This is a genomic window from Streptomyces sp. NPDC048434, from assembly GCF_043200375.1.
Taxonomy (GTDB): domain Bacteria; phylum Actinomycetota; class Actinomycetes; order Streptomycetales; family Streptomycetaceae; genus Streptomyces.
The window spans coordinates 87488-102977 of sequence record NZ_JBICXQ010000031.1 but is presented as its reverse complement, the minus strand read 5'-3'; the positions used below and the strand labels follow the sequence as shown (position 1 = coordinate 102977).

General features: G+C 72.6%; 15 protein-coding genes. 14 read left to right on the top strand and 1 reads right to left on the bottom strand.

All coding sequences use genetic code 11. The features are described 5' to 3' along the window. The first annotated feature begins 176 nt into the window (after positions 1–176). The 14 genes from ACGFWI_RS31370 to ACGFWI_RS31305 all read left to right on the top strand — a co-directional run bounded on the left by ACGFWI_RS31370 (position 177) and on the right by ACGFWI_RS31305 (position 14816). Positions 177–452, top strand: coding sequence for a hypothetical protein (locus ACGFWI_RS31370; RefSeq protein ID WP_393909423.1), 276 nt, complete (start codon positions 177–179; stop codon positions 450–452). Between the two features lie 322 nt (positions 453–774). Beyond that, positions 775–1296 (top strand): DUF2617 family protein, encoded by a 522-nt coding sequence (locus ACGFWI_RS31365; RefSeq protein WP_393909422.1) that lies wholly within the window; start codon positions 775–777, stop codon positions 1294–1296. A gap of 272 nt (positions 1297–1568) precedes the next feature. After that, the gene (locus ACGFWI_RS31360) at positions 1569–3287 is read left to right on the top strand and encodes a polyamine aminopropyltransferase (protein ID WP_393909421.1); all 1719 of its coding nucleotides are present in this window, start codon (positions 1569–1571) and stop codon (positions 3285–3287) included. Positions 3288–3490: 203 nt separating this feature from the next. Beyond that, positions 3491–4480: an SRPBCC domain-containing protein gene (locus ACGFWI_RS31355; RefSeq protein ID WP_393909420.1), complete on the top strand. Its 990-nt coding sequence runs from the start codon at positions 3491–3493 to the stop codon at positions 4478–4480. Positions 4481–4567: 87 nt separating this feature from the next. After that, the gene (locus ACGFWI_RS31350) at positions 4568–5431 is read left to right on the top strand and encodes an aldose 1-epimerase (RefSeq protein WP_393909419.1); all 864 of its coding nucleotides are present in this window, start codon (positions 4568–4570) and stop codon (positions 5429–5431) included. Between the two features lie 10 nt (positions 5432–5441). Continuing rightward, complete coding sequence (gene pyrE, locus ACGFWI_RS31345; RefSeq protein ID WP_393909418.1) at positions 5442–5984, top strand: orotate phosphoribosyltransferase; 543 nt, start codon at positions 5442–5444, stop codon at positions 5982–5984. Positions 5985–6200: 216 nt separating this feature from the next. After that, positions 6201–7223 (top strand): class II fructose-bisphosphate aldolase, encoded by a 1023-nt coding sequence (gene fbaA / locus ACGFWI_RS31340; protein ID WP_393909417.1) that lies wholly within the window; start codon positions 6201–6203, stop codon positions 7221–7223. Between the two features lie 141 nt (positions 7224–7364). After that, a complete protein-coding gene (locus ACGFWI_RS31335; protein ID WP_393909416.1) occupies positions 7365–8930 on the top strand; it encodes an MFS transporter in 1566 nt (521 codons plus the stop codon). 137 nt (positions 8931–9067) lie between these two features. Then, the gene (locus ACGFWI_RS31330; protein ID WP_393909415.1) at positions 9068–9481 is read left to right on the top strand and encodes a DUF3151 domain-containing protein; all 414 of its coding nucleotides are present in this window, start codon (positions 9068–9070) and stop codon (positions 9479–9481) included. A 226-nt stretch (positions 9482–9707) separates the two neighbouring features. Next, positions 9708–10616 carry a tryptophan 2,3-dioxygenase family protein gene (locus ACGFWI_RS31325; RefSeq protein WP_393909414.1) on the top strand — a complete coding sequence of 303 codons (909 nt, stop codon included), beginning with the start codon at positions 9708–9710 and terminating at the stop codon, positions 10614–10616. After that, positions 10609–11949 (top strand): kynureninase, encoded by a 1341-nt coding sequence (gene kynU / locus ACGFWI_RS31320; protein ID WP_393909413.1) that lies wholly within the window; start codon positions 10609–10611, stop codon positions 11947–11949. Before ACGFWI_RS31325 ends, kynU begins: the two co-directional genes overlap by 8 nt. Beyond that, on the top strand, positions 11946–12728 hold the full coding sequence (locus ACGFWI_RS31315; protein ID WP_393909412.1) for an alpha/beta hydrolase: 783 nt from the start codon (positions 11946–11948) through the stop codon (positions 12726–12728). The genes kynU and ACGFWI_RS31315 overlap by 4 nt, the downstream gene beginning before the upstream one ends. Before the next feature lie 115 nt (positions 12729–12843). Next, positions 12844–14163, top strand: coding sequence for a sensor histidine kinase (locus ACGFWI_RS31310; RefSeq protein ID WP_393909445.1), 1320 nt, complete (start codon positions 12844–12846; stop codon positions 14161–14163). Next, positions 14160–14816 (top strand): response regulator transcription factor, encoded by a 657-nt coding sequence (locus ACGFWI_RS31305; protein WP_128509068.1) that lies wholly within the window; start codon positions 14160–14162, stop codon positions 14814–14816. The genes ACGFWI_RS31310 and ACGFWI_RS31305 overlap by 4 nt, the downstream gene beginning before the upstream one ends. A gap of 75 nt (positions 14817–14891) precedes the next feature. Here ACGFWI_RS31305 and ACGFWI_RS31300 read toward each other — a convergent pair whose 3' ends face one another. Then, positions 14892–15356 (bottom strand): calmodulin-binding protein, encoded by a 465-nt coding sequence (locus ACGFWI_RS31300; RefSeq protein WP_393909411.1) that lies wholly within the window; start codon positions 15354–15356, stop codon positions 14892–14894. Between the last annotated feature and the right edge of the window lie 134 nt (positions 15357–15490).

Here is a 15490-nt window from a genome sequence, read left to right as displayed (position 1 = left end):
TCTGGAATTCCTCAACTGTGCTTTGAGATCCCGAGGGTCGGGCATCAGCCCCGCACGAAAGACAGTGACGGCCGTCGACGAGGACGGTCCCGGCGCGGGACGGCGCCGGAGCGGCGCACCGGGCGCCGGACGGAGCGGGTGCCTCGCTTCGGGGGAGTGAAAGGAGTGTGAGGCAGATGGGGATCGTGATTTTCCTGGTGATCTGCGCAGCGGTGATCGGCCTGGTGGCCCTGGCTTCGCGGGGCGGCGCCGGCGGACGGGGAACCGGTGGCTCTGGCGGCAGCTGGTGGGCCGGCGGTGACGGGGGCTCCGGCCTGGGCGGCGGGCACCACGGCGGCGGGCACCACGGTGGCCACTCGTGCGGCGGCGGTTCCTCGTGCGGAGGAGGCGGCGGCTGCGGTGGCGGTGGCGGTGGTGGTGGCGGTGGCTGCGGTGGCGGCGGCGGCTCCTGAGACGACGGCCCTTCCAACTCCACTTGCACGGAAGGGTAGTTGCTTTCCGCATATGCGCCTGGCGGGTGCTGATGAATTCATCAACACCCGCCAGGCGCTTGGTTGTTGAACAACTGAACTGCAGGGCCCCCGAGCGGATGGAAACCCGGCGAAGATGGGTAAAAGCGCTGTGAGCGACAGGGCTTTCATGATTCCCTCTCCCTGGAGAATCCCCCACGTTCTCCGATCCCACGTGGGCACGAGCCGGCAGGCATTCGGACATCCCAGGCCTTCAACGGGCGGGCCGGCCCACCATTCCACTGCGTGCTTGCGGAGCCGACCCATGCTCACCACTTTGCAGACGGCGTACACCGATACCCGTGCCTCCGACCTGGCCTGGGCGCTGGGCAGGGAACCCCTGCCGGCCCTCGCCGTACTCGATCTCCAACTTCACGGCGCATCGCTGCAGTTGAGACTGCTCGGCGCCTCTCACCAGGTGCTTCTCCAGGAGGAACGCGGCACCTGTTCCGAAACGGTCGCCTGTATGCCGGGCAGCAGCACACCGCTGCCGCTGGGTGTGGCGAAGCGGCTCGGCGACTGGGAATACGAATTCGCCGCCCATGTCGAGACGCTGTCACGAGGCTCTTTCGCGGGGCGTGCACAGGAATTGCTCGCGCTGGTGGCCGAGCATCCGCACGGTCTTGCCGGTACGTTCCCCGGCTCGCCGCACGCCTTCACCGCGATGCTGGCGCAGTGCCAGCAGGGACAGGTCCGCTGGCGGACCTGGCACGCATATCCGCAGGAGGGCCGCCTGGTGGCCACCCGTACCCGCGTGGGCGTAAGGGCGGCGGTCGCGGCGGTCTAGGCCCGCGTCCTTCGTGGGTGAAAGCGGCCGGTCCGGTCGGCAGGAGGGCGTGGGGGCGTGGGCGGTGCGAGGGCGCGAGGGCTGTGCGCCGGGGGCGTGGATGTCTGGTGGGGCGCGGACGGTGTGATGTGCGCGGTCCCACCCGCCGGTGTGGTGCGGATGTGGCACGTGCGCCCCGGGCAATGAAAATGCCCCAACTGACGCGTGTAGCCCGCAGAGTGCACTCGTGTGGGTGACGGAGGGCCACAGGTTCGTCACGTAGCGTTCACTTTATGATCGACCCGCCAGAGCCCGTTCTCACCGGCGTCCCCGGGCTGCCGGAGGCCATGACGCCGGCGCGGTTGCCCGTGCCGACCGGGCTCGGCCGGCTGCTCGTCCTCGCCGTCGTCTTCGTCTGCGCCGCCTGCGGCCTGGTCTACGAACTCGAACTGGTCGCGCTGGCCACGTACTTGGTCGGCGACTCCGTCACCCAGGCGTCGGTCGTGCTGTCCGTCATGGTCTTCGCGATGGGCATCGGTGCGCTGCTCGCCAAGCGGCTGCGCTGCCGGGCCGCGGTCGGCTTCGGCGCGGTCGAGGCCGGTCTTGCGCTGGTCGGCGGCAGCTCCGCGATGGCGCTCTACGCCTGCTTCGCCTGGTTCGGCCAGTCCCGCTCCGCGCTCGTCGGCTTCTCCCTGGCCATCGGCATCCTGATCGGTGCCGAGGTGCCACTGCTGATGACGCTGATCCAGCGGGTGCGCCGGCAGGACGCGGGCGGCGCGGTCGCCGACCTGTTCGCCGCGGACTATGTCGGCGCGCTCGTCGGCGGCCTGGCCTTCCCCTTTCTGCTGCTGCCGAGCTTCGGCCAGCTGACCGGCGCGCTGCTCACCGGCGGTGTCAACGCGGTGGCCGGTGGCGTGCTGGTGCTGTGGCTCTTCCGCCACGATCTGAGCGCCCGCGCCCGCTGGGCGCTGCTCGCCGCCAACGCCCTGGTCCTCGCGCTGCTGGCCGCGGGCATGCTGCTGGCCACGCCGTTCGAACGGGCGGCCCGGCAGGCGGTGTACGGCTCCTCGGCGCGGGTCGCGGTGCAGACCGGCGTCCAGGAAGTGGTGCTGACCGGCGGCACGGGCGCCGGAGCCGGTGCGGGGCGGGGGAGGAAAGGTTCCGGCGGACCGCTGGCGCTGTATCTGGACGGCCGGCTCCGGGTCAGCGCGGAGACCGAATACCGCTACCACGAAGCGCTGGTGCATCCGGCGATGGCGGGCGGCCCGCACGGGCGGGTGCTGGTCCTCGGCGGCGGCGACGGCCTCGCGGTGCGCGAGATCCTCCGCCACCGCTCGGTCCGCTCGGTGACCGTCGTCGAACTCGACCCCGGTGTTCTGCGGCTGGCACGCACCGACCCCGGTCTCTCCCGCCTCAACCACCACTCGCTCAGCGATCCGCGGGTGCATGTGGTCACCGCCGATGCCTTCGACTGGCTGCGGCAGCAGGGCCTGTGCGGCCGGCGGCCGGCGCCGTACGACGTCATCGTCTCCGACCTTCCCGACCCCGGGATCGCCGCGAGCACCAAGCTCTACTCGCAGGAGTTCTACGGCCTGACGGCACGGCTGCTGGCGCCCGACGGGCGGCTGGTGGTGCACGCCGGGCCACCGGTCGAGCGCGCGCGCCTGTATTGGACGGTGGAGTCCACGGTCCGGTCGGTGGGCCTGGCGACCGTGCCGTACCGCCTGGCCGGCCGGCCCGCGTCGTTCTACGGCGGTCCGGACCGCACGGCCGACCCCGTCCCGCCGGTGGACGGCGAGGTGCCCGCCGCAGCGCCGGTGGCCGGCCGGGACCGGTACTGGGGCTTCGTGCTGGCCGCGCGGCACCGGCCGCGGTTCGGTCTGGCGTCCGATGCGCCGCCGCCGGCCGGCCTCACCCCCGAGGAGCTGCAGGCCGGGCGGCGCGGCGAGGCCCGCGACCGACTGCCCGGGCTGCCGGCGTCGACGCTGATGCATCCCCGGTACCTCGACTGAGCGGGTGGGACCGGGGCCGCGCGGCGCCGGTGCGGGGAGGGCGCGGTCGACGCGGGAGCGGTGCCGGGGGCGCGGCGGACGCGGGGGCGGTGCGGGGGGAGGGCGCGGCCGGCATGGGTCCGGTGCGGGGGCCGGGGCCTTTGTGCAGAAAGTTCTGTGCGGTCGGGCACGGGGTGCGGGGGTGCTGGGTAGGCTCCCATGTCATGGAGCATGAGGTGTACGTTCCGTTTCCCGTCGGGACCGTGCGGCAGGCGCTCACCGAGCCGGAGCGGGTGGCGCGCTGTGTCCCGGGAGTCCAGCTCGACGCCGATGCGGCCCCCCGGTCCCCGGTGGGCCGGCTGCGGCTGCGTATCGGAAGCTCCACCATCACCTACCGCGGCACGCTGACGGTCGGCGCCGCCGCGGACGACAGACCCGGCGAGGACGGTGTGGCCCCCACGGTGACCGTCGAGGCGAAGGGCACCGAGGCACGGGGCGACGGGTCGGTCGCGCTGACCCTGGCCGTACGGCTCTCCCCAGCCACCGAGCCCGGTCCCGGTACGACGCTGGCCTGCTCCGGCACGGTCCACGGCGACGGCCGGTTCGCCGAGGTCAGCGACCACTCCGCCGAGACCGCCGGCCGCCGGCTGCTGGACCGCTTCGCGGAGAACCTCGCGGCCGATCTGCGGCAGCGGCCGGTGGCGGGGCAGGGCGTCGACGCTCCGGCCGACGGCGACGGTCCGGCCGGGGGCGCCGCAGAGGTGGCCAAGCCGGGGGTGTTCGACACCGAGGTGCCGCCGCCGTCCCTGGATCCGGGCAGCGACGAGGACGCCATGGAAGCGGCGGACCCCGACGATGCCGCCGAGGACCTCGACGCGGGGGACACCGAGGACCTCGACGCGGGGGACACCGAGGACCTCGACGCGGGGGACGCCGAGGACGCGATCCATGCGGTGCACGATGCGCATCCCGAGCACGCCTACGGCCACGATGCGGACGGCATCGCCCCCGCCGAGGCCGCGCACGCCCGCCGGACGATGATCGGGCGCAGCGCGGAGGAGGTCGACCATGCCCCGCCGCGCGGGCGGTACGCACCGGTGCCCGCGCCCGAGCAGAGCGCCGCCTCGGCGACCCTGCGCTGGGCGGCGCCCGCCGCCGCGGTGGTGCTGGCGTCCGCCGTGGTCGTCGGCCGGGTGCTGCGCCGGCGGCGCTGACCCCGGCGTTCACGGGCGCTGCGGACCGGCTGCGAGCCCGTCCCGGCGTCCCGCGCCGGGCGCCGGGGCACCGCTAGGGTCGGTCCCGTGAGTACCGACAACACCCCGCAGAACGCAGCGTCGGCGCAGGCATCACCAGGCGTACGGCTGGCCGCGGGAGACACCGAACTGACCGTCCATCCGGACAACGGCTGCCGGATCGCCGGCCTCCGTGTCGGCGGTACGGAGCTGCTGCGGCAGGGCGCCAAGTACGGCTGCTTCCCGATGGTTCCGTGGTGCGGCCGGATCGAGCACGGGCAGTTCCGCAACGGGGCCGAACTGCACCAGATGCCGCTCAACGCCGCGCCGCACGCCATCCACGGCACCGGCCGCAACCTCCGCTGGCGGACCGCGCGTTCGAGCGCCACGGAGGCGGTCTTCACCTACGACCTCGCCGATCCGGCGGCGCCCTGGCCGTACCCGGGGCGGGTGACCCAGCTCGTCGAGCTCGCCGCGGACGGCGGCTCGCTCACCCTCACCATGGGCGTCGAGGCGACCGGCGACTCCTTCCCCGCGCAGGCCGGATGGCACCCGTGGTTCCGGCGGAATCTCGGTGAGGGAGGCGAGGACGCACGTCTCGACTTCACGCCCGGGTGGCAGGAGGAGCGGGGCGACGACCATCTCCCGACCGGCCGGCGGATCGTGCCGCAGCCGGGGCCCTGGGACGACTGCTTCGGTATGCCGCAAGGGGTCGAGGCCACCCTCACCTGGCCGGGCCGGCTGGAGCTGAAGATCAGCAGCCGCGCCGAGTGGGCCGTGGTCTACGACGAGCAGGAGGCCGCGGTCTGCGTCGAGCCGCAGTCCGGCCCGCCGAACGGTCTCAACACCCTGCCGCGCCTGGTCACGCCCATCGACCCGCTGGAGATCTCCACGACCTGGAGCTGGCGGAGCCTGTCGGGGGACACCGCCTAAGCTCATGCGCATGAGTGACGACGCGCGCGGCGAGCTGCTGCAGCAGATCAAGGACAAGGCCGTGGTGCACGGCAAGGTGACGCTTTCCTCCGGCAAGGAGGCCGACTACTACATCGACCTGCGCCGGATCACCCTGGACGGCGAGGCCGCGCCGCTGGTCGGTCAGCTGATGCTGGAGATCACCGCCGATCTGGACTACGACGCGGTCGGCGGGCTGACGCTCGGTGCCGACCCGGTCGCGACCTCGATGCTGCACGCCTCCGCCGCACGCGGCGGCCGGCTGGACGCGTTCGTCGTCCGCAAGGCGCAGAAGGCGCACGGGATGCAGCGCCGTATCGAGGGTCCGGACATCAAGGGCCGCCGGGTCCTGGTCGTCGAGGACACCTCCACCACCGGCGGCTCCCCGCTGACCGCCGTCGAGGCGGCGCGTGAGGCGGGCGCCGAGGTCGTTGCGGTGGCAACGATCGTCGACCGGGGTGCCGCGTCCGCCATCGCGGAGGCCGGACTCCCCTACATCACCGGCTACCAGCTCGGCGACCTCGGCCTGAGCTGACGTCGGCCGAGGGGCCGCGCGGAACCGGAAAAGCCGCGCTGAACTGCGGCTTTGTCGACGGGCGGCTGGTTTCACGTGAAACCGGCCGCCCACACTGCGGGACGGCCGGGCGCGGAATGTGGAGCAATTCGCCGAGTCTGGGAAGATGTGCTCGGCGAAGTCCTCGCCCCCTGGTCAGGGCCAAGAACGCAACCCGCATACACAAGGAGCGGACAGATGCCCATCGCAACTCCCGAGGTCTACAACGAGATGCTGGACCGGGCGAAGGCAGGAAAGTTCGCCTACCCGGCCATCAACGTCACGTCGACGCAGACGCTGCACGCCGCGCTGCGCGGGTTCGCCGAGGCCGAGAGCGACGGCATCATCCAGATCTCCACCGGTGGTGCGGAGTTCCTGGGCGGCCAGTACAAGAAGGACATGGTGACCGGCGCGGTCGCGCTCGCCGAGTTCGCGCACATCGTGGCCGAGAAGTACGACGTCACCGTCGCGCTGCACACCGACCACTGCCCGAAGGACAAGCTCGACGGCTACGTACGCCCGCTGCTGGACATCTCCGCGGAGCGCGTCGCCAAGGGCCAGAACCCGCTGTTCCAGTCCCACATGTGGGACGGCTCGGCCGAGAACCTGGCCGACAACCTGGCCATCGGCCAGGAGCTGCTCGCCAAGGCCGCCGCCGCCAAGATCATCCTTGAGGTCGAGATCACCCCGACCGGCGGCGAGGAGGACGGCGTCACCCACGAGATCAACGACGAGCTCTACACCACGGTCGACGACGCGCTGCGCACCGCCGAGGCGCTGGGCCTGGGAGAGAAGGGCCGCTACCTGCTCGCCGCCTCCTTCGGCAATGTCCACGGCGTCTACAAGCCGGGCAATGTGGTGCTCCGCCCCGAGCTGCTGAAGGACCTGCAGGAGGGCGTCGGCGCCAAGTACGGCAAGACCGCCCCCTTCGACTTCGTCTTCCACGGCGGCTCCGGCTCCACCCCGGAGGAGATCGCCATCGCGCTGGAGAACGGCGTGGTCAAGATGAACCTGGACACCGACACCCAGTACGCCTTCACCCGCCCGATCGCGGACCACATGTTCCGTAACTACGACGGTGTGCTGAAGGTCGACGGCGAGGTCGGCAACAAGAAGCACTACGACCCGCGCAGCTGGGGCAAGCTGGCCGAGGCCGGCATGGCCCAGCGCGTCACCCAGGCCTGCGACAACCTGCGCTCCACCGGCACCAAGATCAAGTAAGCGCGGGGCGGCCGCACGGCCGGCTCGCTGCGCACCAGGCTCCGCATCCGCCGGGATGCGGAGCCTGCTGTGTGTCCGGACGCGCTGACCGCCGTGTGCACAGGGCGGGCGAGCGGGCGCGGTTACGGGCATGCTCGCGGTATGAGCGAACCGAGCGCGCCCGGCGCGGTCCGGCTGACCACGGCACAGGGCCGATGGGTGCTGGCGACGGCCGTGCTGGGGTCCGGCATGGCGATGCTCGACAGCACCGTCGTCAATGTCGCACTGCCCAGGATCGGCGAGGACCTCAACGCGGATCTGGCGGTCCTCCAGTGGACCATCACCGCTTACATGCTCACCCTCTCCTCGCTGATCCTGCTGGGCGGAGCCCTCGGCGACCGCTTCGGCCGGCGCCGGGTGTTCGTGATCGGCGTGGTGTGGTTCGCCGCGGCCTCGCTGCTGTGCGGGCTGGCGCCGGATGCCGGGGTGCTGGTCGCGGCCCGGGCGCTGCAGGGCGTCGGCGGAGCGCTGCTCACCCCCGGCTCACTGGCCCTGATCCAGGCCGTCTTCCACCCCGACGACCGGGCGCGGGCGGTCGGCGCCTGGTCGGGGCTCGGCGGCGTGGCCGCGGCGGTCGGCCCGTTCATCGGCGGCTGGCTGGTGGACGGGGCCGGCTGGCGCTGGGTGTTCTTTCTGAACGTGCCGCTGGCGGCGGTGTGCGTACCGGTGGCGCTGCGGCACGTACCCGAGACCCGGGAGCGGGACGCCCGCGAGCGCCGCGGCTTCGATGTGCAGGGCGCGGTGCTGGGGGCGCTGTCGCTGGCCGGGGTGACGTATGCGCTGATCGCCGCGCCGGGCGGGGGCGCCGGGCCCGGCGTGATCATTCCGGCGGTGGCCGGAGTGCTGCTCGGGGTGCTCTTCGTCCATGTCGAGCGGCGGCGGGCGGATCCCATGCTGCCCCCGGCCATCTTCGGCATCCGGCTGTTCTCGGCCGTCAATGCGGTGACGGTGTGTGTCTACGCCGCGTTCGGCGGCTTCTTCTTCCTGGCCGTGCTCCAGCTCCAGGTCGTGGTGGGGTACTCGGCGCTGCAGGCCGGTACCGCGCTGCTGCCCACCACCGTGCTGATGCTGCTGCTGTCCGCCCGCTCCGGACAGCTGGGGCAGCGCATCGGGCCGCGCATTCCGCTCACCGTCGGACCGCTGCTGTGTGCGGCGGGGATGCTGCTGATGATGCGGGTGGGCCAGGGCGCCTCGTACTTCGCCGATGTGCTGCCCGCGCTGGTGGTGCTGGGCGCGGGGATGGTGACGCTGGTCGCACCGCTCACCTCGACGGTGCTGGCGTCGGTGGACGTGGACCGGGCGGGCCTGGCCAGCGGTATCAACAATGCGGCGGCGCGGGCCGCGAGCCTGATGGCGGTGGCCGCACTGCCGCTGCTGGCGGGCATCGGCCCGGAGGCCTACCGCTCGGCGGACGAATTCGGTGCGGCCTTCCAGCGCGCGATGCCGCTGTGTGCGGGCATCCTGGTGGCCGGCGGGCTGATCGGCCTGCTGACCGTGCGCACCAACGTTCTGCGCGCCGAACCGGGTGCCGCGGAGCCGTGCCGGGCGGAGACGACCTACCACTGCGGGGTGAGTGCGCCGCCGCTGGACCCGGGTGAGGTCACGGCCCGGGAGGTGAAGCGGTTGCCGGGTACCGGGGGACCGGAGCGACCGGCCGAGGGCTCTTAGGGCCTGTCCGACGGGCCAGGGCCGGGCGCCCGGAGGGCCGGTCTCCGGCCAGTATCCGCCTTCCGTCCCGTCGCACAAGCGGGGCAAGATCCTGGCCGCTCTCCACCCCGCCCCCGCAACCAGGCAGACTGGGAAGCATGGCCATTCACGAGAACCTCCTCGGGGGACCGCCCCCGACCCATCTGCCCGACGACCCGGAGCCGCGCGAGCTGCTCGCCGCGGGCACGGCACCGTCCGACGTCGCCGCGAAGTACCCGACCTCCTCCCTGGCCTGGGCCCAGCTCGCGGACGACGCCTTCGAACAAGGCCGGGTCGTCGAGTCGTACGCCTACGCCCGCACCGGCTACCACCGCGGCCTGGACTCGCTGCGCCGGGCCGGGTGGAAGGGCCACGGGCCGGTGCCCTTCGAGCACGAGCCCAACCGCGGCTTCCTGCGGGCGCTGCACGCCCTCGCCCGCGCCGCCCAGGCGATCGGCGAGCAGGAGGAGTACGAGCGCTGCTCGACCTTCCTGCGGGACTCCTCGCCGACCGCGGCCGACACCCTCACCTGAGGGCCGCCGCCGGTTCCCCCGGGGAACCACAGCTCCCCCCGCCGGGGAGCGCCGGGCAAGATCAACGGGCCGGCCGCGTGCTCGCGGTCGGCCCTTGCGCGGTCGCTGTCCAGCACGGATGATTTCCAGTGGGCCGGGTCATCCCGCGCCCGAGGGGACCGGGGCTCCCGAGCCGACGAGGAAGGGGCGGACCGCTACCCGGTAGTTCGCACTTGAGGAGTCCCTCATGTCGCAGCCGTCTCCCATCGATTCCGTGGAGAGCGCGTCGACCGCACCCGCAGCGGGTTCCGCACCGGCCGGCGCCGCCGAGTCCGACCCGCCGTTCGCCCCGGATCTCAGCATCGGCAGCAGCAGTACCACCCCGTACGAGGACTATGTCCAGGCGGATGTCCTGACCCACCTGCAGCACCCGCTCTCCGACGACCCCGGCGAGATGGTCTTCCTGGTCACCACCCAGGTCATGGAGCTGTGGTTCACGGTCATCGTCCATGAATGGCACACCGCCGCCGAGGCGCTGCGCCGCGACGATCTGCCGGTGGTGATGGAGGCGCTGCGCCGCTCCACCTACGAGCTGGAGGCGCTGAACGCCGCCTGGAAGCCGCTCGCCCGGCTGACCCCGGCGCAGTTCAACGCCTACCGCAGCGCGCTCGGCGAGGGCTCCGGCTTCCAGTCCGCCATGTACCGGCGGATGGAGTTCCTGCTCGGCGAGAAGTCCGCGTCGATGCTGGTGCCGCACCGCGGGGCCTCGCGGGAGCACGCCGAGCTGGAGAAGGCCCTCCAGGAGCCGAGCCTGTGGGACGAGGTGCTGCGGCTGCTCGCCCGCCGCGGCCACGCCGTGCCCGAGGCCGTGCTCCGGCGGGACCCCGCACTGCGCTACGAGGCGGACCCGGACGTCGAGGCCGTCTGGGCCGGGATCTACGCCGGGTCGCAGGAGTCCGACCTCGTCCGGCTCGGCGAGGCGCTCACCGATGTCGCCGAGCTGGTCTGGCGCTGGCGCAACGACCATCTGGTCGCGACCCGGCGGGCCATGGGGGCGAAGATGGGGACCGGCGGTTCCGCGGGCGTGGCCTGGCTGGAGAAGCGGGCCCGCAAGAACGTCTTCCCCGAGCTGTGGACGGCGCGCAGCCATGTCTGAGACCCCGGAACTCCGCGGCGACGACGGCCTTCACGCGCCCTCCCGTGACATGGCCGCGCGCGCCGCGGAGTGGGACGCCGCCGACCCGCTTGCCGCGGTCCGCGACCGGTTCGTCCTCGACTCCGCGCCCGATCATGCCTCCGGCGATGCCGGGGTCTACCTGGACGGCAACTCCCTCGGTGCGCTGCCCCGTACGGTGCCCGGCCGTCTCGCCGATGTCATCGCCCGCGAGTGGGGCGAGCTGCGCATCCGGTCCTGGACCGAGTCCGGCTGGTGGACCGCGCCCGAGCGGGTCGGCGACAAGATCGCGCCGCTGATCGGGGCGGCACCGGGCCGGGTGGTGGTCGGCGACTCGACCAGCGTCAACCTCTTCAAGGCCGTGGTCGGCGGTGTCCGGATGGCCGGCAAGGGCTGTACGGAGATCCTCGTCGATGCCACCACCTTCCCGACCGACGGCTATATCGCCCGGTCCGCGGCCCGGATGACCGGTCTCGCGGTGCGTCCGGTCGAGCCCGCGCGGATCGCCGACGAGGTCACCGAGCGGACCGCGCTGGCGCTGGTCAACCACGTCGACTACCGCACCGGCCGGCTCAACGACCTGCCCGGCATCACCAACGCGCTGCACTCCGCGGGCGCGCTCGCCGTCTGGGACCTGTGCCACAGCGCCGGCGCGCTGCCGGTCGGCCTCGATGCGCACCACGTCGACCTCGCCGTCGGCTGTACGTACAAGTACCTCAACGGCGGCCCGGGTTCGCCCGCCTACCTCTACGTCCGCGAAAGCCTCCAGGAGCGGTTCGAATCGCCGCTGCCGGGCTGGAACTCGCACGCCGATCCGTTCGCCATGGATCCCGCCTACACCCCCGCCGAGGGCATTTCGCGCGCCCGGGTCGGCACCCCCGACATCCTGTCGCTGCTTGCGCTGGAGGCGGCGCTGGAGGTCTGGGACGGGGTGTCCATCGAGGCCGTACGCACCAAGAGCCTCGCCCTGACCGACTTCTTCCTGGAGTGCGTGACCTCCTACGTGCCGCTGGGCCGGGCCCGCTCCGTCACGCCGTACGACCACCAGCGGCGCGGCAGCCAGGTGTCGCTGGAGTGCTTCCCCAAGCTCTCCGCTTCGGCCGAGCAGGGAGCTGTCCCCATGGCGAGAGAGGTGATGGACGAGCTGATACGGCGCGGGGTGGTCGGCGACTTCCGCCCACCCGACGTGCTGCGCTTCGGCTTCACCCCGCTCTACACCTCCTTCGCGGACGCGGAGCGGGCGGCGTGGGTGCTCGGCGAGGTGTTGCGGGCGCTGCCCGATGTCGAGTCCGGGGCGGCCGGGGCCGACGGGTGAGCGTGGCGGACGAGGAGGCGGCGCTGCTGGGGCTCGCCCCGGTGGCGCCGGACCGGACCGTGGCGTACGGGCCGCATCCGGACCAGATCGTCGACCTGTACCTGCCGCGGGCGGCCGACGGCGGGCGGGCCAGGACGGCGGGCGGCCCGCCGGTCGTCCTCCTGCACGGCGGCTTCTGGCGCGCGGCCTACGACCGCCGCCATCTGTCGCCGCTCGCCGCCGAACTCGCCGGGCGGGGGCTGCCGGTCGCGCTCGCCGAATACCGCAGGGTCGGTGCGGGCGGCGGGGCGCCGCAGACCTTCGAGGACGTCACGGCGGGCATCGCGGCGGCGGTGCGCGAGGTGCCCGGGGGCGGAGCTCCGGTCCTGGTCGGCCACTCCGCGGGCGGCCACCTCGCGCTGCTCGCCGCCGGCCGCCCGGGCACCCCCGTGTCCCGCGTCCTCGCCGTCTCACCGGTCGCCGACCTCGCCCGCGCCCATGCGCTGGGCCTGAGCAACGGCGCGGTCGCCGAGCTGCTCGGCGCCGGGCCCGGCCTCGCGGCGCGCATGGCCGCGGCCGACCCGGCGTGCCATCCGCCCGCCGGTGTCCCGGTCACGATCCTGCACGGCACCGACGACCCCGATGTCCCCCTCGACCTCTCCCGCCGCTACGCCGCCCACAGCCCCGGCACCACGGACCTGCGCGAGCTGCCCGGCGTCGGCCACTACGGCCCCGTCACCCCCGGCAGTCCCAGCTGTCACACACTTGTCGCTCTCCTGCACCGACCATGTAGTACTTGAGGCGGATCCGGGCAGATCCCCACTGGTGGGGACGCCCGGGGGCCCGTCGTTGCTTACCGTTGTCAGCGTGAACGACACGACCCAGTCGCAGAGCAGTCTGCGTTCCGAGGCCCGGATAGCCCATGGCGCACTGCACCGGCTGCGCCAGGACCTGTTCGTCGATGCCTTCGCCTTCCGCCCGATGCCGCCGCTGGAGGACGCCAAGGTGTCCCGGTGGGTGCCGTTCCTGCCGCAGCGGCTGCGGCACTGGATGCGCTGGCTGCCGCATTTCGCCGTCGGCTTCTTCTCGATGTGCGTCTTCCTGGCGAACCTGACCAGCAGCTCCGAGCCCGGGTCGGTGCACTCCGTCCTGGTCACCGGCTTCAGTGCGCTGGTCGCCGCGGGGCCGATGCTCACGCTCTTCCGCCCGGTGGGCGCCTACTGGCTGTCGCTGTCCGCCTTCGTGGTGTCGGCGTTCGTCTATGCGGGCTTCTCCTCTCCGTTCGCCAGCCTCTTCGGGGGCGCCGCCTTTGCCACCCACCTCGCGGTGATGGTCCTCGTGGTGCTGCGCACCCGGCCCCGGCTGGCCATCGAGATGTGGCTGGTCACCTTTGCCCTGTCGGCCGTGGTGACGGCGCTCGTGGGGAAGGACACCGGCGATCTGCCGCCGGTGGCGATCTTCTGCGGAGTGTTGCTGGTCTCCGCCGCCGCGATCCGCGCCTGGCGCGAGGAGCGCCGGCAGGTCGTCGAGAACCGGACCGCCACCGCGGAGGAGCGCTCCCGGCGCACGCTCCTGGAGGAGCGCGCCCTCATCGCCCGTGAGCTGCACGATGTGGTCGCCCACCACATGTCCGTGATCGCCATCCAGGCCGAGGCGGCTCCCTACCGCGTCAAGGACACCCCGCCCGAGCTCGCCACGTCCTTCGCGACGATCCGTGAGAACGCCGTTGCCGCGCTCGCCGAGCTGCGCCGCATCCTCGGTGTGGTCCGCTCCGCGGACCCGGACGCCTTCGCCGAGAGCGATCCGGAGGCCCCGCAGCCGACGCTCGGCAGCCTCGACGCGCTGCTCGCCAGCGTCCGCAGCGCCGGGCTGACCGTCGAGGCGGTGACCACCGGTGCGCCCCGGCCGCTGCCGCAGGGCGTCGAGCTGTCCGCGTACCGGATCGTGCAGGAGGGGTTGAGCAATGCGCTGCGGCACTCGCCGGGCGCCGAGGCGCGGGTGGAGGTCTCCTATGTGCTGGGCGGGCTGGGCGTGCGGATCGTCAATGGTCCGCCGAGCCGGCTGGCCAAACCGTCCCCGGGCGCGGGGCACGGTGTCCTGGGGATGCGGGAGCGGGTACAAATGCTGGGCGGCGAGATGACGGCCGACCGCACCGAGGACGGCGGCTTCGAGGTCGCCGCGTTCATTCCGGTGTCGCACACGGCGGGCGAGACCAGGGCGGGGGGCAAGGCATGATCCGGGTACTGATCGTCGACGACCAGGTGATGGTCCGAGAGGGCTTCTCCGTCCTGCTCAACGCCATGCCGGACATCGAGGTGGTCGGGGAGGCGGTCGACGGCCGCCAGGCGGTGCGCAAGGTCGCGATCCTCAAGCCCGATGTCGTCCTGATGGACATCCGGATGCCGGAGATGAACGGCCTGGAGGCGACCCGCGAGATCGTGGCCGCCGACGCGGACGCCAAGGTCCTGGTGCTGACCACCTTCGATCTGGACGAGTACGTCTACCAAGCGCTGCGCTCCGGGGCCAGCGGCTTCCTGCTCAAGGACGCCTCAGCCGGCCAGCTCGCCGAGGGCGTCCGCATCGTCGCCTCCGGCGAGGCCCTGCTCGCCCCCACCGTCACCAAGCGCCTGATCTCCGAGTTCTCCCGGCTGGGCACCCCTCGTGCCCCCGCCCAGGAGCGCATCGCCGACCTCACGGAGCGCGAGACCGAGGTCCTCGTGCTGGTCGCCCAGGGCCTTTCGAACGGCGAGATCGCCGAGCATCTCGTCGTCGCCGAATCCACGGTGAAGACCCATGTCAGCCGCATTCTGGTGAAGCTGGGGCTGCGCGACCGCACCCAGGCGGCGGTGTTCGCGTACGAGGCCCGGCTGGTGACGCCGGGGGGCTGAGGGCCGCTGCTCCCGGAGGGATGCGGGGCGGCCGCCGGCGGGCGAGGCCCGGCCGGCGGCCCCAAACCCCCGGCCTTACGGCTGGGGCACCTCCCGCACCAGCTTCGAGGTCCACGGGCACCAGATCAGCCCGGGCAGGAACGGGCCGCCGGCCTCGTCCAGATGGTCTTCGACATAGGGCGTGGTGGCGTCACAGACCTCGATGGCGAAGTCGAAGAAGTCGATCGTCTCCGGGCGGAGGTGGAAACTCCAGCGCCAGTTGTACGGGGCGGGGCGCTTGTCGATCCTGCCGATGACATGCGGCTCCGAGTGGGACGCGCCGCTCAGCAGGTCCCGGGCGTGCTGGATCTTGCGGGGGTCGGTGAGCTTGATGACGAATTCCTCGTGGGTGATGTCGGTCATCACGAAGTAGGCCGCCGTCTCGGCCTGGGTGCGGTGCGCGGCGTCGCTCGCCTGCTTGCCCTGGGCGGGCCCGGCCGCCGCGACGGCGAGCAGTGCCGCCGCCGCGAGCATGCCGATCTTGGTGGTGATACGTCGCATGAACCCCTCCGATGCCGCAGGTCGTGGTCACGACCGTGCATGCGGAAAGTAACGGGGAAGTCACCCATTGCTCCATAGTTACTGCGGGTTAACGCGCGGCCAGGTGAAATGGCGAGGAGTGACTGGCGCTCGGC

What these genes read in the sequence shown, in the direction of transcription:
- ACGFWI_RS31370 (WP_393909423.1), top strand. Translation starts at nt 177, where the DNA reads ATGGGGATCGTGATTTTCCTGGTGATCTGCGCAGCGGTGATCGGCCTG.
- ACGFWI_RS31365 (WP_393909422.1), top strand. Translation starts at nt 775, where the DNA reads ATGCTCACCACTTTGCAGACGGCGTACACCGATACCCGTGCCTCCGAC.
- ACGFWI_RS31360 (WP_393909421.1), top strand. Translation starts at nt 1,569, where the DNA reads ATGATCGACCCGCCAGAGCCCGTTCTCACCGGCGTCCCCGGGCTGCCG.
- ACGFWI_RS31355 (WP_393909420.1), top strand. Translation starts at nt 3,491, where the DNA reads ATGGAGCATGAGGTGTACGTTCCGTTTCCCGTCGGGACCGTGCGGCAG.
- pyrE (WP_393909418.1), top strand. Translation starts at nt 5,442, where the DNA reads ATGAGTGACGACGCGCGCGGCGAGCTGCTGCAGCAGATCAAGGACAAG.
- fbaA (WP_393909417.1), top strand. Translation starts at nt 6,201, where the DNA reads ATGCCCATCGCAACTCCCGAGGTCTACAACGAGATGCTGGACCGGGCG.
- ACGFWI_RS31335 (WP_393909416.1), top strand. Translation starts at nt 7,365, where the DNA reads ATGAGCGAACCGAGCGCGCCCGGCGCGGTCCGGCTGACCACGGCACAG.
- ACGFWI_RS31330 (WP_393909415.1), top strand. Translation starts at nt 9,068, where the DNA reads ATGGCCATTCACGAGAACCTCCTCGGGGGACCGCCCCCGACCCATCTG.
- ACGFWI_RS31325 (WP_393909414.1), top strand. Translation starts at nt 9,708, where the DNA reads ATGTCGCAGCCGTCTCCCATCGATTCCGTGGAGAGCGCGTCGACCGCA.
- kynU (WP_393909413.1), top strand. Translation starts at nt 10,609, where the DNA reads ATGTCTGAGACCCCGGAACTCCGCGGCGACGACGGCCTTCACGCGCCC.
- ACGFWI_RS31305 (WP_128509068.1), top strand. Translation starts at nt 14,160, where the DNA reads ATGATCCGGGTACTGATCGTCGACGACCAGGTGATGGTCCGAGAGGGC.
- ACGFWI_RS31300 (WP_393909411.1), bottom strand. Translation starts at nt 15,356, where the DNA reads ATGCGACGTATCACCACCAAGATCGGCATGCTCGCGGCGGCGGCACTG.